This window comes from Pseudoalteromonas luteoviolacea (assembly GCF_001750165.1).
Taxonomy (GTDB): domain Bacteria; phylum Pseudomonadota; class Gammaproteobacteria; order Enterobacterales; family Alteromonadaceae; genus Pseudoalteromonas; species Pseudoalteromonas luteoviolacea_G.
Genome location: NZ_CP015411.1, coordinates 1386438 through 1408840, shown reverse-complemented (window position 1 = coordinate 1408840; position 22403 = coordinate 1386438). Strand labels below are relative to the sequence as shown.

Genomic DNA, 22403 nt, shown 5'->3' with positions numbered 1-22403 from the left:
ATCTGTCCTACCCTATTACAGTTGTTGATTGATGTAACTCAGCATTTCGTCAACAGACTTAATTACTTTTGAGTTCATTTCATAAACACGCTGGGTCTCAATGAGATTGACCAGCTCTTCGGTCACATTTACGTTGGATGTTTCAAGTGCACCCTGTACCATAGAACCAAGGCCTTCAACACCTGGGTTACCCTGCACTGGCGCACCACTAACCGCTGTTTCTGTGTATAAGTTTTGACCTATCGGCTCTAGACCAGATGGATTAATAAAGTCACTGATCACAAGCTGACCGATGACAGTGTTCTCAGCTTGACCATTAATACTGACCGACACTTCCCCATCTTGAGAGATAGTGATGGAATTTGCATTGTCCGGAACCGTCATTTCTGGTTGAACAGGAAAGCCTGCGCCAGATGTGACTACACGGCCGGTTTCATCTGTGGTGAACTGGCCATTTCTTGAGTACGCAATCGTCCCATCAGGCATTTGGATCTCAAAAAAGCCCGGCCCTTGGATCATCCAATCCAAAGAGTTTTCCGTGCTTATCATATTCCCTTGAGAAAAGTTCTTTTGGTTCGCAACCACTTTCGAACCTGCACCAAGCATCAAACCCGACGGCAGCTCTGTATCCTGAGATGAACGACCACCTGGCTGATTGATATTTTGATAAAGCAAATCTTCAAAAATCGCTCTACTCTTTTTGTAACCAACAGTACTGGCGTTAGCCAAGTTATTGGAAATGACCGAAATATCAGTCTGTTGAGCATCAAGCCCAGTTTTACTTATCCACAATGCTGGATTCATAATCTTTACCTCACTCTCTTATACTATGCGCAGGAGCGAAGTGTGTCGCTCGTCGATTTCTTCTGCTGACTTCATTAACTTAATTTGCATCTCAAACTGTCTTTGGTGATTAATTAAATCCACCATCTCATGAACAGGATTAACATTAGACATTTCTAAATAACCACTCATCACTTTTGCCGTTGGAGATACTTCGCAAAAACCACAATGACCATCATCTAACTGATCTTCTTGTGGTCTAAATAAACCATCGTTGCCTTTCTCAAGTTGATTATTATCAGCGGTAATTATTTTTAGCCGATCAACGGTTTCTAAGAAATTCGCGGGAGCCCCCTGCGGGCGAACTTGAATAGAGCCATCATCACTAAATACCACTTTATCGATAGGTAAAGGCAATATAATTGGACCCCCTTCGCCAATTAATTGACGACCATGACTAGTAACCAACGCGCCGTCACTAGTAATGTTAAGCGTACCTACTTTTGTATATGCCTCTTCACCACTGGCATCCATAACACTGATCCACGATTTCTCATCAACCGCGATGTCTAAATCACGACCTGTTTCTGCAACCGCGCCGCTTAACATATTTGTACCTGGGCGTTCTTGCATGGCAAACACACGTGTAGGCAAACCTTCTCCAAACGCCTGCATAGAGCGAGCCTGAGCAAAGTCAGCCTTGAAGCCTGTGGTATTAGCATTAGCTAAGTTATTAGCTTTGAGCGCTACGCCACGTAAGCTTTGTTTAGCACCTGACATGGCGACATAGAGCATTTTATCCATGAGAACGACCTAAAACTGTTCAATATATGGTGATAAAAGCAATATTAGTGCCAGAGTGAGTGTCAAAAAATAAAAAAGCCGCAAAAGCGGCTTTTATAGAAGTGGTTTATCCTATCGGATCTGAAGAATGTTCTGCTGAAGTGTTGAGTTAACTTCAAGTGCACGGGAGTTTGCTTGGAAGTTTCTTTGTGCACTGATCAAATCAACTAACTCATTCGTTAAGTTTACATTAGATTGCTCTAACGCCGATGAATTGATAGTACCTAGAGTACCTGAACCAGGTTCACCTGCAATAGGCTCCCCAGAGGTTAGACTTTTCTTCCACCCTGTATTACCAGCTTCCGTCAAACCTTGTGAATTTGAGAACCTTACCATCGCAACCTGGCCTAAGAAAGTAGAGTCACCGTTACTGTAAGACGCCACAATTTTACCATCAGAACCAATATCAATACCTGCTAGTCGACCCGTTGTCGCGCCATCCTGATCCAGTGCTTTCACTTCAAAACGGCTGGCAAACTGCGTCGGTAGTTTATTGGTTGTATTGGCTTCATCACGCCAGTTCAATTGAATATCAGATGGAAAGGTTGCACCATTGGTTAATAACCCTGATACATTAGCTGCGGTTAAATTCAATGAGTTAAAGGTTGTGCCCGTATTAGCTGTTTCTGCAGCGCCAGTATGTGCCGGAAAACCTTGTGCATTAAATCCAAACTCCGTAATAGGCGTTATGGCTGCAGGGGCAACAATTTCGCTACCATTTGCATCAAATGGCTTGCCACCTAACGTTGCATAAACCTGCCACTCATTTGCATCAGTTGCAGGATCTTCTTTACGGAAGAACAACTGTAAAGTATGTGGTTCACCCAAAGAGTCGTACACTGTCGTCGACGTTGAGCTGTTATAAGATGCCGTTGTATCTGGATCAAATGCAATGGTTGGTGCCGTCGCTGTTGAATCTAAGTTAAATGATGAATAAACATTTGTCGTGGCACGAGGAGAACCTGATGCGTCCGGTATCTGCAGTGGCGACGATGTACTTAAACTCACCGAAGTTGTATCACCTGTACTTGGATCAACAGGGAAGCCCTGAAGAAAGTTACCGTTTGCATCCACAATAAAGTTATCTTTGTTCAGCTTAAATGCACCTGCACGAGTGAACGTATAATCTTGGCTGCCTAAATCTTCACTTGTTGCAAAGTAACCCTCACCTGTAATAGCAAGGTCAAGTGAGTTTTGTGTAAAGTTCAATGAACCTTGGTGGAACTGCTGAGCAACCATCGTCGTAGACACACCATCACCGTTTTTGGTCTTACCAGCACTAAACACTGACGAAGCATATACCGAAGCAAACTCTGCTCGAGACTCTTTAAAACCTGTCGTATTTACGTTCGCAATGTTGTTAGCTGTGGTGTCCAAATCTTTTTGGGCTGCAGCTAATCCTGTTAAAGCAATATTAAAACTCATACTCTAATACCTCTATAAATGAAGGTTAAATCTTTTGATTAAGCTATCTCTGCAACGTCAGATAGTCTAACTGCACCAGCTTTAGTATTAATGACAATGCCCTGAGAGCCATTGACATTGACACTATCAATATTTCTAAAAGTCGCTGTAGGCAAAGACTCAAACTTACCGTTTAACTGCCCTTCAGCTTTAATTGTGTACTCACCTGGTGGTGCTGGTTCATCATTGTTTGTTAAACCATCCCACTCAAAGCGTGTTGCTCCGACGCTCTGCTTTCCTAGCTCGATTTTTCTAACAAGCTCGTTTTTATCGTTAACAATACTCAGCGTTAGCTTTTCAACAGGTTCAGCCACGATAATGGAGCCCCTTGCCTGCATACCTGGACCATGTTCTATCGTGTCAGACTCAAGTAAAGCCTTTTTACCGATCAAAGTAGAAGCTTGAAGTGCTGAGTTTGATGTCATTGAAGCAGCTAACGATTCAAACTTTGTATTTAAATTTGATATACCCTCTGCCATCGTAAAGTTGGTCATTTGGGATATCATTTGATCATTATCAGCAGGCTTACTCGGGTCTTGAAAAGACAACTGCTGAGTAAGTAACGCAAAAAAGTCTTCCTGCTTTAACTCATCATTTTTCTCAGTTGGCACTTGCTTATCTTGCCAACGCAACGAATCGACAAAGGACGAAGTTGCGGAATTGACATCATTACTCATCAGCTATACTCCCAATTAGCGCTGACCAAGCAACAGAGTTTTACTTAACATCTGCTTTGCTGCGTCTGCTACTTGAACATTCGTTTGGTACGAGCGTGAAGCGGAAATCATATTTGTCATTTCTTCCACAACATTCACATTCGGTTTATAGATATAACCATCTTTATCAGCACTGGGATGATTCGGGTTGTATTCAACCTGCAGAGGTTTGTCACTTTCAACAATCCCCAAAACCTTTACTCCCACAGACGAACTTAATGTATTCGGATGTGCAGCCGCTGCTTTATTTAATTCAGCAGCAAATACTGGATGCCTTGCACGATACACTTTGTCCTGACTAGAGCTGATGCTGTTTGCATTGGATATATTACTGGCAGTGGTATTCAATCGCACATTTTGTGCACTCATGCCAGAGCCAGCAATATCAAAAACGTTATATAAACTCATAATTAGGCTCCTTGACCACCACCAAGCGCTTTTTTCAAGCTTTTAAATTTACCACCCAAAAAGTTCAAACTAGCTTGGTACTCTAATGAGTTCTGTACATACAAGTTTCGTTCCACTTGTATATCAACTGAGTTACCATCACCCGTATCTGTTTGATTTGGATTACGAAATTGTTCAACACCATTGGCTAACCTAGTCCCACCGCTGATGTGTTTTTCGTTGGTACGGGTCATTTGATTGCCGCTTTGTTGTGCCGACTTTGCCGCATTGAGTGCTCGACCAAAGTCGATATCTTTTGCTTTGTAACCGGGAGTATCAGCATTTGCGATATTGCTTGCTAAGATCTCGGCACGTTGAGAACGGATCAGCATTGTATGCTGATGCACTCCAAGCGCTTTATCAAAACTAATTGCCATAACCAACTCCAAAAATTTGACTATATACAGGTTAATGCAAAAGTAAGACCAACTTTGACACTGGTAACCTTTATTAATTAAATTGATTATTATCAATAATTTAGGAAGTGTTATATTCCCTTTTGTGTCAAAAAAGTATTTATACTATTTACTAGTCAGTAGAATAAGCACATTTTGTTCCACCAATAACAAGAACTAAGAAGCTGTTACAGGTTTAGCAGCATACATAGTGAATACTCTGCTTTTACATAAGAAAGGTGATTATCGTGCAAAAGGTTAGCGACAGCGAACGAAGTGAGTACGCTCTTTTTGCGCAAGGTGATTATCGTGCGAAAGGTTTATGACACAGCGCACAGCGCTGCCATTCTTTTCGCGCAAGGTGAAATGACCCATTTTAACAAGAGATAATCAATCCCCCTATAAGCGTAACAACAGAGTCAAAACAAGCAAAACATGGATCCTGAAACCAGTTCAGGACGACATACTGGAAAAGGTTAATGACAACGAACGCAGTGAGTACGCTCTTTTTGCGCAAGGTGATTATCGTGCAAAAGGTTAGCGACAGCGAACGAAGTGAGTACGCTCTTTTTGCGCAAGGTGATTATCGTGCGAAAGGTTTATGACACAGCGCACAGCGCTGCCATTCTTTTCGCGCAAGGTGAAGTAACCCATTTTAACAAGAGATAATCAATACCCCCCTATAAGCGCAGCAGCCGAGTAAAAACTAACAAAGTCTGGATCCTGAAACGAGTTCAGGACGACATGGTGCAAAAGGTTAGCGACAGCGAACGAAGTGAGTACATTTCTTTTGCGCAAGGTGCAATAAGCCGTTTTAGCTGTTGACGAGGGACTTAAACGCAAAAAACCCGTCGCATTTCTGCAACGGGTTTCTTTTATTTGGCGCTTGGCAATGTCCTACTTTCACATGGGAAACCCCACACTATCATCGGCGCTATTTCGTTTCACTACTGAGTTCGGCATGGAGTCAGGTGGTTCCAAAATGCTATGGTTACCAAGCAAATTCTTGTCGTGCAAATGGTTAATGACGTCTTTTTGTCATTTCATTTGCGCAAGGTGAATTGATGTCTCATAAGAGTTTATCTATTCACAATGCTAAAATCTGGAAGCGTAATTAAATTCTTATCGTCTACTTTCTATTCTTAACTTCTAACAAGCTTAAAACCACTTTGGCGTTGTATGGTTAAGCCTCACGGGTAATTAGTACGAGTTAGCTCAATGCCTCACAGCACTTCCACATCTCGCCTATCAACGTTGTAGTCTTCAACGGCCCTTCAGTTAACTCTAAGTTAAAGTGAGAACTCATCTCGAGGCTCGCTTCCCGCTTAGATGCTTTCAGCGGTTATCGATTCCGAACGTAGCTACCGGGCAATGCTATTGGCATAACAACCCGAACACCAGCGGTTCGTCCACTCCGGTCCTCTCGTACTAGGAGCAGCCCCTCTCAATTCTCAAACGCCCACGGCAGATAGGGACCGAACTGTCTCACGACGTTCTAAACCCAGCTCGCGTACCACTTTAAATGGCGAACAGCCATACCCTTGGGACCGACTTCAGCCCCAGGATGTGATGAGCCGACATCGAGGTGCCAAACACCGCCGTCGATATGAACTCTTGGGCGGTATCAGCCTGTTATCCCCGGAGTACCTTTTATCCGTTGAGCGATGGCCCTTCCATTCAGAACCACCGGATCACTATGACCTACTTTCGTACCTGCTCGACGTGTCTGTCTCGCAGTTAAGCTGGCTTCTACCATTACACTAACCGTACGATGTCCGACCGTACTTAGCCAACCTTCGTGCTCCTCCGTTACTCTTTGGGAGGAGACCGCCCCAGTCAAACTACCCACCAGGCACTGTCCTCAATCCCGATTAGGGACCTAAGTTAGAACATCAACACTACAAGGGTGGTATTTCAAGGTCGGCTCCACACAATCTAGCGACTGTGCTTCAAAGCCTCCCACCTATCCTACACATGTAGGGTCAATGTTCAGTGCCAAGCTGTAGTAAAGGTTCACGGGGTCTTTCCGTCTAGCCGCGGGTACACAGCATCTTCACTGCGATTTCAATTTCACTGAGTCTCGGGTGGAGACAGCGTGGCCATGGTTACACCATTCGTGCAGGTCGGAACTTACCCGACAAGGAATTTCGCTACCTTAGGACCGTTATAGTTACGGCCGCCGTTTACCGGGGCTTCGATCAAGAGCTTCGACAAAAGTCTAACCCCATCAATTAACCTTCCGGCACCGGGCAGGTGTCACACCGTATACGTCATCTTACGATTTTGCACAGTGCTGTGTTTTTAATAAACAGTCCCAGCCACCTGGTCACTGCGGCTCTCGTTTGCTTACGGAGTAAATCCTTCACAAACAAGAGCGTACCTTCTCCCGAAGTTACGGTACAATTTTGCCTAGTTCCTTCACCCGAGTTCTCTCAAGCGCCTTAGTATTCTCTACCTGACCACCTGTGTCGGTTTAGGGTACGATTCGATATAAACTGAAGCTTAGAGGCTTTTCCTGGAAGTAGGGCATCAACAACTTCACCACCGTAGTGGCTCGTCTCGACTCTCAGCCTTAGCGACCCGGATTTTCCTAAGTCACCAGCCTACAGCCTTTCACATGGACAACCAACGCCATGCTTGCCTAGCCTGCTCCGTCCCCCCATCGCATTTATACCAAGTACGGGAATATTAACCCGTTTCCCATCGACTACGCTCTTCAGCCTCGCCTTAGGGGTCGACTCACCCTACCCTGATTAACATGGGATAGGAACCCTTGGTCTTCCGGCGTGCGGGTTTTTCACCCGCATTATCGTTACTCATGTCAGCATTCGCACTTCTGATATGTCCAGCATGCCTCCCGGCACACCTTCAGCCACTTACAGAACGCTCCCCTACCCCGCGAACAAAGTTCGCAGCCGTAGCTTCGGTGGTATGTTTAGCCCCGTTACATCTTCCGCGCAGGCCGACTCGACTAGTGAGCTATTACGCTTTCTTTAAAGGATGGCTGCTTCTAAGCCAACCTCCTAGCTGTTTTAGCCTTCCCACATCGTTTCCCACTTAACATACACTTTGGGACCTTAGCTGACGGTCTGGGTTGTTTCCCTCTCCACGATGGACGTTAGCACCCACCGTGTGTCTCCCGGATATTACTTTACGGTATTCGGAGTTTGCAAAGGGTTGGTAAGTCGGGATGACCCCCTAGCCTTAACAGTGCTCTACCCCCGTAAGTATTCGTCCGAGGCTCTACCTAAATAGATTTCGGGGAGAACCAGCTATCTCCCGGTTTGATTAGCCTTTCACTCCTAGCCACAGGTCATCCCCTAACTTTTCAACGTTAGTGGGTTCGGTCCTCCAGTCAGTGTTACCTGACCTTCAACCTGCCCATGGCTAGATCACCGGGTTTCGGGTCTATACCCTGCAACTTAAGCGCCCAGTTAAGACTCGCTTTCGCTACGGCTCCCCTAAATGGTTAACCTCGCTACAGAATATAAGTCGCTGACCCATTATACAAAAGGTACGCAGTCACCCTCGAAGGGCTCCTACTGCTTGTACGTACACGGTTTCAGGTTCTATTTCACTCCCCTCACAGGGGTTCTTTTCGCCTTTCCCTCACGGTACTGGTTCACTATCGGTCAGTTGGGAGTATTTAGCCTTGGAGGATGGTCCCCCCATATTCAGTCAAAGTTTCACGTGCTCCGACCTACTCGATTTCACTTCAGATAAATTTTCGTGTACGGGACTGTCACCCTGTGTCGTCCAACTTTCCAGAAGGTTCCACTAATTACACTGAAGCTTAAGGGCTAATCCGATTTCGCTCGCCGCTACTTTCGGAATCTCGGTTGATTTCTTTTCCTCGGGGTACTTAGATGTTTCAGTTCTCCCGGTTTGCCTCTTACAGCTATATATTCACTGTAAGATACCGCTGTGCGGTGGGTTTCCCCATTCGGAAATCTAAGTCTCAAGTGCCTCTTACTGGCTTGACTTAGCTTATCGCAAGTTAGTACGTCCTTCATCGCCTCCAACTGCCAAGGCATCCACCGTGTACGCTTAGTCACTTAACCATACAACCCAAAGTAGTTTCGTCGTTCTTTATCCTGAATGCTTCATTGCCATCAGATATTGCTTGGTCACATAGACGAGCTATGCTCCCGGCGACAATATCTTCGGCGGCTTCGCCTCAGAATAAATAACTTTGAACCTACGGCATATTTCAGCCAGTTGTAAGTCAAAGACAGTTTTAACTTCGCCAGAAGTTAAGTAATACTAAAGTAGACGCTAATTAATCAACTAAATGATTAATCGGCATTTTCTTTCGAAAACTCTGAATAACAATTACTTGTTATTCGAGAATTTAATTATCAGCTTTCCAAATTTTTAAAGAGCAATATTAATTAGCTTTAAAAGCTAACTAACAATCATCTGTGTGGACACTTCGAACAAATTCGTTCTAAATCGTTAAGGAGGTGATCCAGCCCCAGGTTCCCCTAGGGCTACCTTGTTACGACTTCACCCCAGTCATGAATCACTCCGTGGTAAGCGCCCCCCCGAAGGTTAAGCTACCTACTTCTGGAGCAACCCACTCCCATGGTGTGACGGGCGGTGTGTACAAGGCCCGGGAACGTATTCACCGCGGCATTCTGATCCGCGATTACTAGCGATTCCGACTTCATGGAGTCGAGTTGCAGACTCCAATCCGGACTACGACAGACTTTAAGTGATTCGCTTACTTTCGCAAGTTCGCAGCACTCTGTATCTGCCATTGTAGCACGTGTGTAGCCCTACACGTAAGGGCCATGATGACTTGACGTCGTCCCCACCTTCCTCCGGTTTATCACCGGCAGTCTCCTTAGAGTTCCCGACCGAATCGCTGGCAACTAAGGATAGGGGTTGCGCTCGTTGCGGGACTTAACCCAACATCTCACAACACGAGCTGACGACAGCCATGCAGCACCTGTATCAGAGTTCCCGAAGGCACCAAACCATCTCTGGTAAGTTCTCTGTATGTCAAGTGTAGGTAAGGTTCTTCGCGTTGCATCGAATTAAACCACATGCTCCACCGCTTGTGCGGGCCCCCGTCAATTCATTTGAGTTTTAACCTTGCGGCCGTACTCCCCAGGCGGTCTACTTAATGCGTTAGCTTTGGAAAAGTTGTCCGAAGACCCCAGCTCCTAGTAGACATCGTTTACGGCGTGGACTACCAGGGTATCTAATCCTGTTTGCTCCCCACGCTTTCGTACATGAGCGTCAGTGTTGACCCAGGTGGCTGCCTTCGCCATCGGTATTCCTTCAGATCTCTACGCATTTCACCGCTACACCTGAAATTCTACCACCCTCTATCACACTCTAGTTTGCCAGTTCGAAATGCAGTTCCCAGGTTGAGCCCGGGGCTTTCACATCTCGCTTAACAAACCGCCTGCGTACGCTTTACGCCCAGTAATTCCGATTAACGCTCGCACCCTCCGTATTACCGCGGCTGCTGGCACGGAGTTAGCCGGTGCTTCTTCTGTAAGTAACGTCACAGCTAGCAGGTATTAACTACTAACCTTTCCTCCTTACTGAAAGTGCTTTACAACCCGAAGGCCTTCTTCACACACGCGGCATGGCTGCATCAGGCTTGCGCCCATTGTGCAATATTCCCCACTGCTGCCTCCCGTAGGAGTCTGGACCGTGTCTCAGTTCCAGTGTGGCTGATCATCCTCTCAAACCAGCTAGGGATCGTCGCCTTGGTAAGCCATTACCTTACCAACTAGCTAATCCCACTTGGGCCGATCATAAGGCGAGAGCCGAAGCCCCCTTTGGTCCGTAGACATTATGCGGTATTAGCCATCGTTTCCAATGGTTGTCCCCCACCTTACGGCACGTTCCCAAGCATTACTCACCCGTCCGCCGCTCGTCATCTTCTAGCAAGCTAGAAATGTTACCGCTCGACTTGCATGTGTTAGGCCTGCCGCCAGCGTTCAATCTGAGCCATGATCAAACTCTTCAATTAAAAGTTTTTGAAACCGAAGTTTCGTGCTCAATGAATTCTGTATAAATTGACTATATAGTCACTCATAAGAAATTGAGACTCTAATTCTTTTGCTCCTGAATCAAGAGCTGTTAGAACTCAATCTGTACGAGTGCCCACACAGATGATTGCTTCATATTTTTAAAGAACAGTGTAACTAACTCTTGGTTAGTTACCGCAGCGTTGCTGCGAAGTGGAGCGCCATATTAACCGCTTCACTTTTAAAGTCAACTAGAAAATTTAATTTTTTAATTAATCTTCCAATTTAACTTTAACCTTTACTTTGGTTTGCGCTTTCTCTCGCATCCCGCCGTTTCAGTGGGTGCGCATTATAGGGAGATCCTAACTTTGATCAAGTGTTTTTTGAGAAAATTTATAAAAAACACCTAAACGATTAAAAATCAGTCCGAAACGTGTAAAAACACAAGCCTTGTCATCATTTTTTAATCAAAATGTCATGATTTTTCGAAAAAGGAATTTAAGTATTGTACATATTTGAGAAGTTGCAAGAATTTATTGGCGCGATCTTCTCACGCCAATAAACCAATATGCTATCGAGACTAGTAAAGCAAGCTGTATAGCTTTCTGCGGAAAGTCGCTGCCGCAGCATCTCCTTCAGGTAAAGAAGCAATAATGTCTAAATAACCTTTTCTGGCCTCGCCAAAAGCCAGATCTTTACTCAATACTTTAAACAAAGAAGTCAATGCGTCTTCTTTTTTACCGGCATCAACTTGCGCTTGGGCAAGCTCGCACCACAATGCTAGGTCTTCTGGGCTTTGTTCAACTGCTGCTACAAGCCTTTTGATTTCTGGTGATTCTTGCGCCTCTTGCGCTTGAACCAACTTAGCCTGCAGATTGTTATAATAAGCATCATGCTGATCATCAGGGATCGTTGCAAGTAATGCGGCAGCATCATCTGTTTTTTGTATTTGAATGCAAATGTCTGCAAATACCAGATTTACTCTTGGGTTACCTTTAGCAATCTCATACGCCTGTTTAGCATGAGAATATGCTGCATTTAGATCTCCTTCACTTAAAGATTGTTTTGCTTGATCTAATAAGATCAACTCTGGTGAAGGTAAATGCTCCGTAAGCACTTTAGTTATTTCTTCTTTTGTTTTAGCACCTGCTAATACATCGACTGGTGAACCTGCCTTTAATACCACTATAGTAGGAAGCGCTTGTAAGCCAACTTGCTGAGCAAGCTGACCTGCTAACGCTTGTTGAATATCACAATCTAATGTGGCAACTGTAATGCTACTCTTATAATGCGTAGCTAATTCATCCAAAATAGCAGCTTGAGCTATACAATCAGGGTGTTGAGCACTGTAAAAGCTAAGCAATACAATATGCTCTGCCGATGATGATGACAGTACCTGCTGAATATTTTCTGGCGTTAATGTGATTTTGTTTTCCATAATCGGTATTCTTAAATTAGATTCTAATAGCTATATAGTGTCTTGTTTGTACTTTACAAGGTCATTCTTTCCAACTATTTACTTTTTCCTTTTGTATAAGCTGACTTACGGCGAGGTTTGCGGTAATTACCTTTCTTTTTAAAACTACTTGTTGTCGAAATCCCTTTTAGCGCATTTGTATTCAGTGTTTGCGATAACCCGACTAATTCAGATAACTCACTTTGAAGAGGAAGCATAAATTGATTATAAGAGGCAGCTTTTTGGGCAATGTTCGTTAACTGCGATTCCCACAATGCAGTTCTATCCGGTAACGATAGATTGTTAGGTATTGTATTAATGAGACCACGGCCCAGCTCTGTGGACTTAATTGATTTTCCTTCCCTGTTTAAAAAGTTTCTTTTAAATAAAAGTTCTATAATACCTGCCCGTGTCGCTTCGGTTCCTAAACCATCCGTTTCTTTTAGCACTTTTTTAATATCACTGTCTTTTACATAGCGAGCAATACCAGTCATCGCACTCAGTAATGTCGCTTCTGTGTAAAAACTTGGAGGCTGAGTATGCTTTTCAATCACAACCCCTTCGATACAATGCAGAGGCTCTCCCACTTCAAGTATAGGTAATTGCTTTTTCTCTTCTTGATCTTTCTTATTTGATTTATAAAGTACTTTAAAGCCCATATCGATGACTGTATCGGCCTTTGCAATGAACTTGCCGCCAGAGATCTGTAAATGTGCTTTTGTTTGAGAGTATAAATAAGCAGGGTAAAACTGTGCTAGATATTGCCTACAAATCAATCCATAAACCTGTTGTTCTTGATGACCTAATTGTGCTGTTTTTAAATGCTTTTTAGTTGGTATGATTGCATGGTGTGCCTCTACTTTTTTATCATTCCAACATTTGCTTTTAAGGCTCATATCAGCATTTTCTATATGCGATTTTTCCTCTCCTTTATTATTGAGCATCGCAGCCAATATATCACTGCGTTCGTTGAAGTGATCTTTCGGTATATACCGGTTATCCGAGCGAGGGTAAGTTATTAACTTATGTTTTTCATAGAGAGATTGACAAATATCCAATACTTGTTTCGCTGACATAGCAAACCGCTTATTTGCATCAATTTGCAGTGCCGATAGGTTATAGGGTAGCGGTGGATTTTGTTTTTTCGGGATTTGCTCAAGTTCAATTAAATTCGCTGGTGTGTCTTTTATCCTACTGGCAACATTTTCCGCCAACGACTTTAATAATACGCGCTTTTCTTCATCCATATACGCCAAGCAAGCCTCACTTGGGATCCATTTTGCGTCAAACTGCTCACCAGTTTGCTTTTCAATGATGGCGTTGACTTCATAAAAAGGCTTTGACACGAAGTTTGCAATCTCTTCATCACGACGGACAACCAAACCCAACACAGGTGTCTGTACTCTGCCGACTGATAACACCCCTTGAATACCTGCTTTTTGTCCTGCCAATGTAAATGCACGCGTCAAATTCATACCATACAGCCAATCTGCTCTTGCCCTAGCTAACGCAGATATACTGAGTGGCATAAAATCAGCATTAGATTTAGACTGACTAAGTGCTTTTTTTACAGCACTGGGGTTTAAGTCGCTTATCAGCACCCGTTCAACTAATGACTTTTTGGCTTGAGAAAGCTTCGCTTCTTGAATGACTTCGTCAACAAGTAGCTGCCCTTCTCTATCTGGGTCTCCTGCATGAACCACAATACTCGCTTGCTTAATTAAGCGCTTTACCGTCGCCAATTGCTTTTTTGTTTTTGGTTTAGCCTTGAACTTCCATTCCTGTGGAACGATCGGCAAATCTTGTATTAGCCATTTTTTATAACGCTCATCGTAGTCTTCAGGCTCAGCTTGTTCTAACAGATGACCAATACACCAAGTGACACAATCACCATTACCCACCTCTATAAAACCATCTTGCTTTTTATGAGGTTTTGGAAGTACGTCGGCAATTGCTCGCCCGAGTGAAGGTTTTTCTGCTATGTATAGCTTCATAAAATTCATTAACTGTATATATTTACAGTTATTCTAGCCAACTCTATTCAACAAATCTAGAGTCAGATATATGTTGAGCTGATAATTCCGTCACTGCACGATAATCTTATATAATTAGCTGTATAGAATAATTTATGTCTTTAATAGATTCAGCTGCCCATGTTTTTGCTCGACTAGTTGAGTCATCGCGCTGGCTGCTAACTCAACTTCATCAGCATACTTTGCTCTTCAGCTGAGGTCGCAATTTGAGTAACTTCATGAGAAATATGATGCAACTCTGTTACGAGCACTTGCATTGTACTAGCCGCTTGCTGGCTCAATAATGTCGCATCATTGCCTTTCTTAACCGTTTGCTCAATGACTTGTTCAGAACCTGTGATCTCATTTTGTAAATTTTCAATCAATGTAGCGATATCGTCTGTAGATGCTTGTGTTTTTGAAGCTAAGGACCTTACCTCATCAGCCACCACTGCAAATCCTCTTCCCTGTTCACCAGCTCGTGCAGCTTCTATTGCTGCATTTAAGGCTAATAAATTTGTTTGCTCGGCTATAGCTCGGATCACATCAAGGATGTGGGAAATATCGTTACTGCGCTTAGCAACTTTGTGGAATGCAGACTGTGCAGTTGCAACTTGCTCGGCAATCTCTTCCACCTTAACCGTTGTTGCCACAATCCTCGTCTCACATTCTTTGACCGCTCCAACAGCTTTATCCGTCGTCAATGCCGCTTGCTCAGAAGCTCTAGCAACTTCACTTGCTGTCGCACTAAGTTCATTAATCGCTGTTACAACACTATCAATTTCAATATGCTGATTTGAGACCTTGTTTTTTATGTTTATTGCAGCTTCAGTGGTAGCATAAGACTGTTGATATGATTGCTGAGCAAGTCCCTTTAAATCTTTGATCATGTCTCTCAGCTTATTAGTGAATAAATTAAAGCCATTCGCCAAAGAAATTAACTCTGCATGATGTGCTACATCAAGATTATGAGTTAAATCGCCTTCACTAGAGGCAAGGTTGCTAACCCGGGTTTGAATATATGAAAGCGGCTTGGTAATGGTATTAATTAAATAGATACTCAAAGCCAAAGCCACAGTGACAATCACTATTCCCAGCATCAACATCCAGATCCCAAGGTCTTCAGTGGACTGATGCAACTGCTTCTCAATCATAGAGGCTGAGGATAAAACTTCTTGCTTTGGGACTTCAATTACTAAAGACCAGACCGTATTTGCCAATTGGATCGTGATTGGACTGGCAACAAAAATGGAGTTGCCAACTTCTTGATAGCCTTTATTCATATGCAAAGATGTGAGTTGCTTAGCAAATGAACTTTCTAAAATTTCAGTGAGAGGTTTACCCAAACTATCATGATGATGACTTGCACCGGCAACCAAGCCAAGCTCACTGAGTAATAATACCTTTCCTTGTCCCTGATAAAGCTGACTTGAAAGTTCTTGCACTAATCTCTGTAGATTTGGCAAGTTGACATCCACACCAATAATCCCCTTAAATCGTCCATGTTGTGTAATAGGCACGGTCAGTGATGTCATCAGCATTTCATTACCTTTGGAAATTTCGTATAAATACGGCTCCATAATGCATGGCAATTTGCTTTCTTTTGCACATAAATACCATTCAGCCTCACGTATACCATAACGATTGAGTGCTTCTGAATATTTTGCTGAGGAGGACATGACGCTATGTTGAGTGATACCCACACTATCTTGAGTAAAATACATTTCAAGTGTACCACTTCCTAAAACCGAGTGCGCAGCACCATTAGTAAAATGCATATCTTTATGATCATAGGCATTTTCTTCAAAATGCACATATACAGAAGAGAGATCAGGGCTTGCTTTCAAGGCACCTCTAAGCATTGACTGAATATCACTACGATCAAGAGGAGCAGTTATTGTCGATTCTAATGCGCCCACCAATGTATTTGGTACACGATACGCGGAGTTTAAAAAGGCAGCAATTTTCTGTGCGTAATAATCTCCTTGAGCAGCCAAGCGGGTATTAATTTCCGATAGAATTACAGATTGTATTTGCTCACTTTGTTTTTTATTTTCATCTTGTAAATGCAACCATGTTGTTATCACGAGCATTGCTATTACTGCCATTATTATCGTAATAACAAAGAACATGAGTTTGTATTTGATTGAGATTTGTCGCATAAGTGACCTTGTAATTCTAATTTGACTAACCACAGGTGAGTATAAAAACGCACGAAGAGTGAACTGTTAGAAGTTGGTTCTTTAATTTCTAAAATTGATTATGCTACAGAAATATTAAAGATTAATTGACAATAAGTGTTTAAATTGAAATGTGCAAGAATAAATTAATCTATATAAATTATTAAATTAGAATATAAATATTGAAGAATCGAATGGTGGGGTAACAAATAAAACTGGGTGCCTACACACCCAGCTTGAAATAAGGGTTTAATCTTCTTCTATTTTGTCTTTACCTGTCGTCTTATCTGTCGAATCAATTCGGTGATGAATTGCCGACTTAATCAACATATAACCACTGATTGGCGCGGTAATAAGTAAAAACAAGGAAATTAGAATCTCTTTTAAACTAAGCCCATCACCATATTGACTGTAATGTGCCATCGCGGCAAAAAGCAAACATGCCATGCCTAAAGTGGTTGCTTTAGTCGGCCCATGTAGGCGCATGAAAAAGTCTGGCATTTTTACTAAACCGATTGAGCCTACTAGTACCAAGACCCCACCCATTAACAGCAAAACTGAAATTAAAATATCCACTTACATGGCCTCCTATTCAATAATATCGCCACGAAGCAGGTATTTACACACCGCAACCGTACTAACAAAGCCAAGTAAAGCAATTAACAACGCAGCCTCAAAATACAGCGACGTCCCCATGTTCATTCCATATAGAATAATTAACGCAATGGTATTAATGTACATGGTATCCAGTGCCAAAATTCTGTCTGGCACTGATGGGCCAACGACTAAGCGCCATAAGTTTAACAGTAGCGCCAAACCAATCATGGCAAAAACAATTAAGATGATCGTGTCTAACATTCAAAGATCTCCTTCAAAGGCGCCTCATAACGAGATTTAATGGTATTGATCAACGCCTGCTCATCATCCAAATCTAAAACGTGGATAAGTAAGTATTTTTGACAATCCGGTGCTTCACCCTCGACTGTCTCTGGCCAAGGGTATACCTCAGCACTAACAGTACCTGGCGTTAACGATACCGTGCTCGCTAAAATAGTAATAGGCATAGCCTCATTTAAATCTAGCGGCACTTTTACAAAACCCGGCTTTAACTTTTTAGTCGGACCTAAAATTTTAATCGCAACTTCGATATTGGCAGTCAAGATATCATACAAAACCAACATTAAATGGCTCAGCGCTCTAAACGGTCTCACAACCAGAGGTTGCTTAGTTCTAAAAGGGTGTGTGATCAATGGGATCACAATCGCCAAGATTAAACCTAATACAACATGACCGAGGGCAACAGTATTATTGAGCAAGAGCCATACCGAAAATAGCAGTAAACTTCTAAACGGAGTAGGTAACCATTTGTATTTAGCTTCTAATCTCATTTACTTGCCTCCTAATACATGTTGGATTAGGCCGTAAAAGTTGTGTAACTCAACTGCTGCAAACTGGGCATAGTCAGTAACTGGCCCTGCAAAAATAACCATCAATGGAGATGCCGAAACCAACATCAACACGGCAACCATCTGCACAGGATGTGCGTTTTCTTCGGTATTCGCTTCACCTTTGCCGGTATGATGCCAAAAAACAGTACTACCGGCTTTTGATACGGAAACCAATACAGCAAGACTAGCAATTAAGTAAATTGGCCAGAACCAATGTCCATGTGCTGACTCCAACGTAGATTCTAAGATCCAAACTTTACCAATAAAACCTGACAATGGAGGCATACCAATGACAGTTACTGCCGCAAAAATAAATGCTCCACCAAGGAACAGCGGCTGCGCTACAGGACGACCCGCTGTTATACGGTCGCTCACTTTACCCCTTTGCTTACCCACTAAATCAGCAATTAAGAATAAAGCTGCTGAGACAAGTGTTGAATGCACTAAGTAATAAATTGCTGCGGCGCTGCTATCAACTGTTTGTGCAGCGACAAGTGCCACCAAAGTGCCAACAGAAACTACCACTAAGTTTGCAACCATCTTACGAAGATCTTGGCTTGCAAGCACACCGATTGCACCCATTACGATAGTTGCCAGCGCAAGCCACCACAACCAATGTTGTGCCATATGGCTCAACTCGCCTGCTTGCTCACCAAAAATTAAGGTGTAAACGCGCATCATCGAGTACACACCAACTTTAGTCATGATTGCAAACAAGGCAGCAACAACTGGCATGGCTGTCGAGTAAGTATTTGGTAACCATAAATGAAGCGGTAATAGAGCACCTTTTAGAGCAAATACGACCAGCAGCAACAAGCCACCTATCTTAGCCAGATATACATCATCGCCTTGTAATTCCATCACACGTGTTGCCATATCGGCCATATTTAATGTACCCAAAGTACCGTATAAAATACCGAGGGCAATTAGAAACACAGATGAACCAACAAGGTTTAAAATAACATATTGCAATGCTGCACGGGTATTGCGTTTATCGCCACCATGCATCAGCAATGAGTAGGATGCAATCAACAACACTTCAAAGAAAACAAATAGGTTAAATGCGTCTCCTGTCAAGAAAGCACCGTTCACACCTAAAATTAAGAAATGTAAAAGTGGGTGGAAAAAACTACCTTGCTCGTCATCACCAGCGCAGCTATAAAGCGCACAAACTAAGCCTAAAAACGACGTGAGCGAGACCAGTAAAGTCGAGATAGGATCCGCAACCAACACAATACCAAATGGCGCTGACCAATCACCAATAGCGTACACTTGCGTCCCATTTACTTTTACATAAGCAAGCAGTGACACAGATACCACTGTCGTTATCAAGCCCATCAAAACAGAGACGTAACGCCTAATTTTTAAATTTTTTCCACATGGCGGCATTAACATAAGCACTGCCGCCAACATAGGCAGTAAAACAGGTAAAGAAGTTAAATGTTGACTCATGCTTTACCCTGCTCCTTCACCTGACGAGAGTTCGTTTTCGATTTATCAGGTACTACCCCATTAACGTGATCATTACCTAAATCAGCACGACCACGGATCGCTAAAATCACCACAAATGCTGTCATCGCAAAGCCAATTACGATAGCTGTTAAAACTAGCGCTTGAGGCAGTGGATCAGCGTAACTTTCACTGTAACCAAGTACAGCGGCTTGGTTCATTGACAAACGACCTGATGCAAATAAAAACAAGTTAACCGCATACGAGAGCATGGTCAAACCAAGTACAACTGGAAACGTTCTTGCGCGTAAAATCAAAAATACACCGCAGGCCACTAACAGGCCCACGCATGAAGAATACAAAAGCTCCATTAAATATTCACCTCTTCTTTGGGTGCATTTGCAGTCACTTTACCAAGACTTGCTAGTATCATCAGCGTTGCGCCAACAACGGTGATATAAACACCTAAATCAAATACTAATGCACTGGCAAGCTCAATCTCACCAATCAATGGAATATCAAAATAATCAAACCACGTAGTCAGGAATGGACGTCCAAATACCCAACTACCTAAACCAGATAACATCGCTATCGCAATACCTGATGCGATAATCTTTCTGTAGTTCAAGGTAAATCGCTCTGCAATCCAATTTGAGCCATGTGCAATGTATTGCAAAATAAAGGCAATTGCTGTGACTAGACCTGCTATAAAGCCACCACCAGGTAGATTATGCCCTCTTAAGAAAATATAGAACGACACTAATAGCGCAAGTGGTAACAAGCTTTGAGAAATTGAAGCCAATAAAAGCGGATAACGCTCTTTCGCCCAAGGTCTGCCTTCAGAGTCACTGCCCGGCATAAACAACGGCAAATGAATAATCAGTTTGTATATACCCAGAGCAGCAATACCCAATACAACGATTTCACCAAGCGTATCAAAGCCCCTGAAGTCAACAAGAATGACGTTTACGACATTAGTGCCACCGCCGCCAGTTTTCGCGTTAGCTACGAAGAAATCAGAGATAGAAGTCAAAGGTCGTGTGATCAGGGCATAACAAATACTGCCGATAATGACACCAATCGCTGACGCGATCCCCAAGTCTCTCAGCGTTCTAATCGAGCTAGATTCTTTTGGCGTTTTCTGGGGTAAAAAGAACAATGCCAACATCAATAAAATAATTGTTACCACTTCTACCGTTAATTGAGTCAGTGCAAGGTCTGGTGCGGAGAAACGAGTAAATGCCACAGATACCATCAAACCCACAACAGATATCATCAACAGCGCAACCATACGCGTACGGTGCCAAATCACAGTGCTAATCGCACCAATCATTAATAGTCCTGCGCCAATGCCATTATGAATATCAACGGGTGTAAGTGTATTCTCACCCACTAATTGACTCATCTCAAATAAAGGCCAACCTGCGCTGACAAGCACAACCAGCAGCATCAGCATTAAATAACGCTGCAATGAACCATTTTCAATAGCACTAATTTTGTTTTGGCTCCAGATCACCACAGAATGCATGGTCTTCTCAAAACCTTTTTTTGCATTAATTGGTGGTAGAGATGCTTGGAATTGGAATAGGTATTTGCGCTGAGTATATATCAGTAAACCGCCACAAACAGCAATTGCACTCATTAGCAGAGGTAAGTTCAAGCCGTGCCAAATGGCGATGTAGAACTCAGGCGGCTCGCCACCTAAAACAGCGCCAGAAGCCAGTCTTAAAATGCCGTCGACAATAAAGTTCGGGAACATGCCCACAATCAAACATAGCGCGACCAAAATCTCAATCGGTACTCGCATATAACGCGGTGCTTCATGAGGTTCTTTAGGTAAATCAACCGGATCACCATTAAAGAAAACATCGTGAATAAATCGCGCTGAATAAGCCACGGAGAAAGCAGCAGCAATGGTTGCTAAAATAGGGATAAGCCATGACATTGAACCCAGTAACTGCTGATGCAATGTCTCCGCAAAAAACATTTCTTTAGACAAGAAACCGTTTAACAGCGGAACACCCGCCATCGATGCAGCTGCAACCATCGCCAATGTAGCGGTATAAGGCATAAAGCGCCACATACCATTGAGTTTACGCATATCTCGGGTGCCAGTTTCATGATCAATGATGCCGGTTGCCATGAATAGCGACGCCTTAAACGTGGCATGGTTAATGATATGGAAAATAGCCGCAACAGTTGCAAGCTCAGTATCCAAGCCCAGTAACAGGGTGATAAGACCAAGGTGACTGATAGTCGAAAATGCCAGTAGGCCCTTTAAGTCATGCTTAAATAGAGCGATATACGCACCGACAAGTAGCGTTATAAGGCCTGTCAAACCTACTAAAATGAACCAAATTTCTGTGCCCGCCAAAGCTGGGTAAAAACGAGCTAACAAGAAAATACCCGCTTTAACCATAGTCGCGGAGTGTAAGTAAGCACTTACAGGCGTTGGTGCGGCCATAGCGTGAGGTAGCCAGAAATGGAAAGGGAATTGAGCAGATTTAGTGAATGCGCCTAATAGAACAAGTACTAATGCCACTTCATATAAATCATGCGATTGGATAAGCTCACGACTGGCCAAAATAATGTCTAAGTCGTAACTTCCAACGATATTCCCGAGTAACAGTAAACCAGCCAATAATGCTAAACCGCCGCCACCAGTAATTGCCAGCGCCATTTTTGCGCCTTTACGCGCTTCTGATTTATGCCACCAATAACTTATCAGCAAAAATGAACTGATACTGGTTAATTCCCAAAACACCCACAATTGCAAGACGTTGTTAGACATTACAATGCCTAGCATGGCTGTCATGAATAACATTAGATAAGCATAAAGCTTGGGCATTGAGTCATTTTCACTCAGGTAATAGCGTGCATAGAAAATAACTAATATACCAATACCTAAGATCATAAATACGAATAAAAGTGCCAAACCATCCAAACGGAAAGACACGTCAAGATCGAGTATTGGTACCCAATCTAGCGTTGCGCGAACAGCTTCCCCAGCAAACACTGCGGGAGCTAAATCAATGGCTAATAAAAGAGCCACAGTAGGTGCAATCAAGGTGATTGCAGTAGACTGATTGCGAGAGAGTTTACCTGTTAACGATGAGAGTAAACTACCTAACAAGGATATCAATGGTATCCAAAGCAAAGTCATAAAGAAGCCTTATATCTTCGATGCCGTTCATCACTATTAAATGCACGTTATGATTACGTC

16 protein-coding genes and 3 rRNA genes are annotated in these 22403 nt (G+C 43.1%); 1 reads left to right on the top strand and 18 read right to left on the bottom strand.

All coding sequences use genetic code 11. The annotated features are described in order from the left end of the window. Window positions 1–15: 15 nt before the first annotated feature. The 6 genes from flgG to flgB form a co-directional block, all read right to left on the bottom strand. Window positions 16–804, bottom strand: coding sequence for a flagellar basal-body rod protein FlgG (gene flgG / locus S4054249_RS06105; protein ID WP_023401742.1), 789 nt, complete (start codon window positions 802–804; stop codon window positions 16–18). An 18-nt stretch (window positions 805–822) separates the two neighbouring features. Beyond that, the gene (locus S4054249_RS06100; RefSeq protein WP_039609505.1) at window positions 823–1587 is read right to left on the bottom strand and encodes a flagellar basal body rod protein FlgF; all 765 of its coding nucleotides are present in this window, start codon (window positions 1585–1587) and stop codon (window positions 823–825) included. A gap of 111 nt (window positions 1588–1698) precedes the next feature. Then, window positions 1699–3051 (bottom strand): flagellar hook protein FlgE, encoded by a 1353-nt coding sequence (gene flgE / locus S4054249_RS06095; RefSeq protein ID WP_046357538.1) that lies wholly within the window; start codon window positions 3049–3051, stop codon window positions 1699–1701. Window positions 3052–3089: 38 nt separating this feature from the next. Continuing rightward, complete coding sequence (locus S4054249_RS06090) at window positions 3090–3767, bottom strand: flagellar hook assembly protein FlgD (RefSeq protein ID WP_046357537.1); 678 nt, start codon at window positions 3765–3767, stop codon at window positions 3090–3092. 15 nt (window positions 3768–3782) lie between these two features. Further along, window positions 3783–4214, bottom strand: a complete 432-nt coding sequence (flgC, locus tag S4054249_RS06085) for a flagellar basal body rod protein FlgC (RefSeq protein ID WP_039609508.1) — start codon at window positions 4212–4214, stop codon at window positions 3783–3785. Between the two features lie 2 nt (window positions 4215–4216). Beyond that, a complete protein-coding gene (flgB, locus tag S4054249_RS06080; RefSeq protein ID WP_039609509.1) occupies window positions 4217–4630 on the bottom strand; it encodes a flagellar basal body rod protein FlgB in 414 nt (137 codons plus the stop codon). 497 nt (window positions 4631–5127) lie between these two features. Between flgB and S4054249_RS27135 the strand changes: the two genes are divergently transcribed. After that, a complete protein-coding gene (locus S4054249_RS27135) occupies window positions 5128–5253 on the top strand; it encodes a hypothetical protein (RefSeq protein WP_256370545.1) in 126 nt (41 codons plus the stop codon). A 279-nt stretch (window positions 5254–5532) separates the two neighbouring features. Here S4054249_RS27135 and rrf read toward each other — a convergent pair. The 12 genes from rrf to S4054249_RS06020 all read right to left on the bottom strand — a co-directional run bounded on the left by rrf (window position 5533) and on the right by S4054249_RS06020 (window position 22343). Beyond that, window positions 5533–5647: ribosomal RNA gene (gene rrf / locus S4054249_RS06075) — 5S ribosomal RNA — on the bottom strand. Window positions 5648–5827: 180 nt separating this feature from the next. Next, window positions 5828–8709 (bottom strand): 23S ribosomal RNA (locus tag S4054249_RS06070). A gap of 395 nt (window positions 8710–9104) precedes the next feature. Next, window positions 9105–10637 (bottom strand): 16S ribosomal RNA (locus S4054249_RS06065). The 16S, 23S and 5S rRNA genes sit together here, the layout of an rRNA operon. Window positions 10638–11215: 578 nt before the next feature. Further along, on the bottom strand, window positions 11216–12073 hold the full coding sequence (locus tag S4054249_RS06060) for a tetratricopeptide repeat protein (protein WP_046356582.1): 858 nt from the start codon (window positions 12071–12073) through the stop codon (window positions 11216–11218). A 74-nt stretch (window positions 12074–12147) separates the two neighbouring features. Then, entirely contained in the window at window positions 12148–14085 is a 1938-nt protein-coding gene (locus tag S4054249_RS06055; RefSeq protein ID WP_046356583.1) for a DNA topoisomerase III, read from the bottom strand. A 197-nt stretch (window positions 14086–14282) separates the two neighbouring features. After that, the gene (locus S4054249_RS06050) at window positions 14283–16211 is read right to left on the bottom strand and encodes a methyl-accepting chemotaxis protein (RefSeq protein WP_230851809.1); all 1929 of its coding nucleotides are present in this window, start codon (window positions 16209–16211) and stop codon (window positions 14283–14285) included. Window positions 16212–16532: 321 nt separating this feature from the next. Beyond that, entirely contained in the window at window positions 16533–16829 is a 297-nt protein-coding gene (locus S4054249_RS06045; protein WP_036975084.1) for a Na+/H+ antiporter subunit G, read from the bottom strand. 42 nt (window positions 16830–16871) lie between these two features. Then, window positions 16872–17141 (bottom strand): K+/H+ antiporter subunit F, encoded by a 270-nt coding sequence (locus tag S4054249_RS06040; protein WP_023397675.1) that lies wholly within the window; start codon window positions 17139–17141, stop codon window positions 16872–16874. After that, complete coding sequence (locus S4054249_RS06035) at window positions 17135–17671, bottom strand: Na+/H+ antiporter subunit E (protein WP_046356584.1); 537 nt, start codon at window positions 17669–17671, stop codon at window positions 17135–17137. Before S4054249_RS06035 ends, S4054249_RS06040 begins: the two co-directional genes overlap by 7 nt. Continuing rightward, window positions 17672–19183 carry a monovalent cation/H+ antiporter subunit D gene (locus S4054249_RS06030; protein ID WP_046356585.1) on the bottom strand — a complete coding sequence of 504 codons (1512 nt, stop codon included), beginning with the start codon at window positions 19181–19183 and terminating at the stop codon, window positions 17672–17674. It abuts the gene before it with no gap. Beyond that, window positions 19180–19551 (bottom strand): Na+/H+ antiporter subunit C, encoded by a 372-nt coding sequence (locus tag S4054249_RS06025; protein WP_046356586.1) that lies wholly within the window; start codon window positions 19549–19551, stop codon window positions 19180–19182. Before S4054249_RS06025 ends, S4054249_RS06030 begins: the two co-directional genes overlap by 4 nt. Next, window positions 19551–22343: a monovalent cation/H+ antiporter subunit A gene (locus tag S4054249_RS06020; RefSeq protein WP_046356587.1), complete on the bottom strand. Its 2793-nt coding sequence runs from the start codon at window positions 22341–22343 to the stop codon at window positions 19551–19553. Before S4054249_RS06020 ends, S4054249_RS06025 begins: the two co-directional genes overlap by 1 nt. Window positions 22344–22403 lie beyond the last annotated feature (60 nt).

Bases quoted from the DNA above. Each gene is read 5' to 3' on its own strand.
- flgG (WP_023401742.1), bottom strand. From the start codon at position 804: ATGAATCCAGCATTGTGGATAAGTAAAACTGGGCTTGATGCTCAACAG.
- S4054249_RS06100 (WP_039609505.1), bottom strand. From the start codon at position 1,587: ATGGATAAAATGCTCTATGTCGCCATGTCAGGTGCTAAACAAAGCTTA.
- flgE (WP_046357538.1), bottom strand. From the start codon at position 3,051: ATGAGTTTTAATATTGCTTTAACAGGATTAGCTGCAGCCCAAAAAGAT.
- S4054249_RS06090 (WP_046357537.1), bottom strand. From the start codon at position 3,767: ATGAGTAATGATGTCAATTCCGCAACTTCGTCCTTTGTCGATTCGTTG.
- flgC (WP_039609508.1), bottom strand. From the start codon at position 4,214: ATGAGTTTATATAACGTTTTTGATATTGCTGGCTCTGGCATGAGTGCA.
- flgB (WP_039609509.1), bottom strand. From the start codon at position 4,630: ATGGCAATTAGTTTTGATAAAGCGCTTGGAGTGCATCAGCATACAATG.
- S4054249_RS27135 (WP_256370545.1), top strand. From the start codon at position 5,128: ATGACAACGAACGCAGTGAGTACGCTCTTTTTGCGCAAGGTGATTATC.
- S4054249_RS06060 (WP_046356582.1), bottom strand. From the start codon at position 12,073: ATGGAAAACAAAATCACATTAACGCCAGAAAATATTCAGCAGGTACTG.
- S4054249_RS06055 (WP_046356583.1), bottom strand. From the start codon at position 14,085: ATGAAGCTATACATAGCAGAAAAACCTTCACTCGGGCGAGCAATTGCC.
- S4054249_RS06050 (WP_230851809.1), bottom strand. From the start codon at position 16,211: ATGGCAGTAATAGCAATGCTCGTGATAACAACATGGTTGCATTTACAA.
- S4054249_RS06045 (WP_036975084.1), bottom strand. From the start codon at position 16,829: ATGGGTGGGGTCTTGGTACTAGTAGGCTCAATCGGTTTAGTAAAAATG.
- S4054249_RS06040 (WP_023397675.1), bottom strand. From the start codon at position 17,141: ATGTTAGACACGATCATCTTAATTGTTTTTGCCATGATTGGTTTGGCG.
- S4054249_RS06035 (WP_046356584.1), bottom strand. From the start codon at position 17,671: ATGAGATTAGAAGCTAAATACAAATGGTTACCTACTCCGTTTAGAAGT.
- S4054249_RS06030 (WP_046356585.1), bottom strand. From the start codon at position 19,183: ATGAGTCAACATTTAACTTCTTTACCTGTTTTACTGCCTATGTTGGCG.
- S4054249_RS06025 (WP_046356586.1), bottom strand. From the start codon at position 19,551: ATGGAGCTTTTGTATTCTTCATGCGTGGGCCTGTTAGTGGCCTGCGGT.
- S4054249_RS06020 (WP_046356587.1), bottom strand. From the start codon at position 22,343: ATGACTTTGCTTTGGATACCATTGATATCCTTGTTAGGTAGTTTACTC.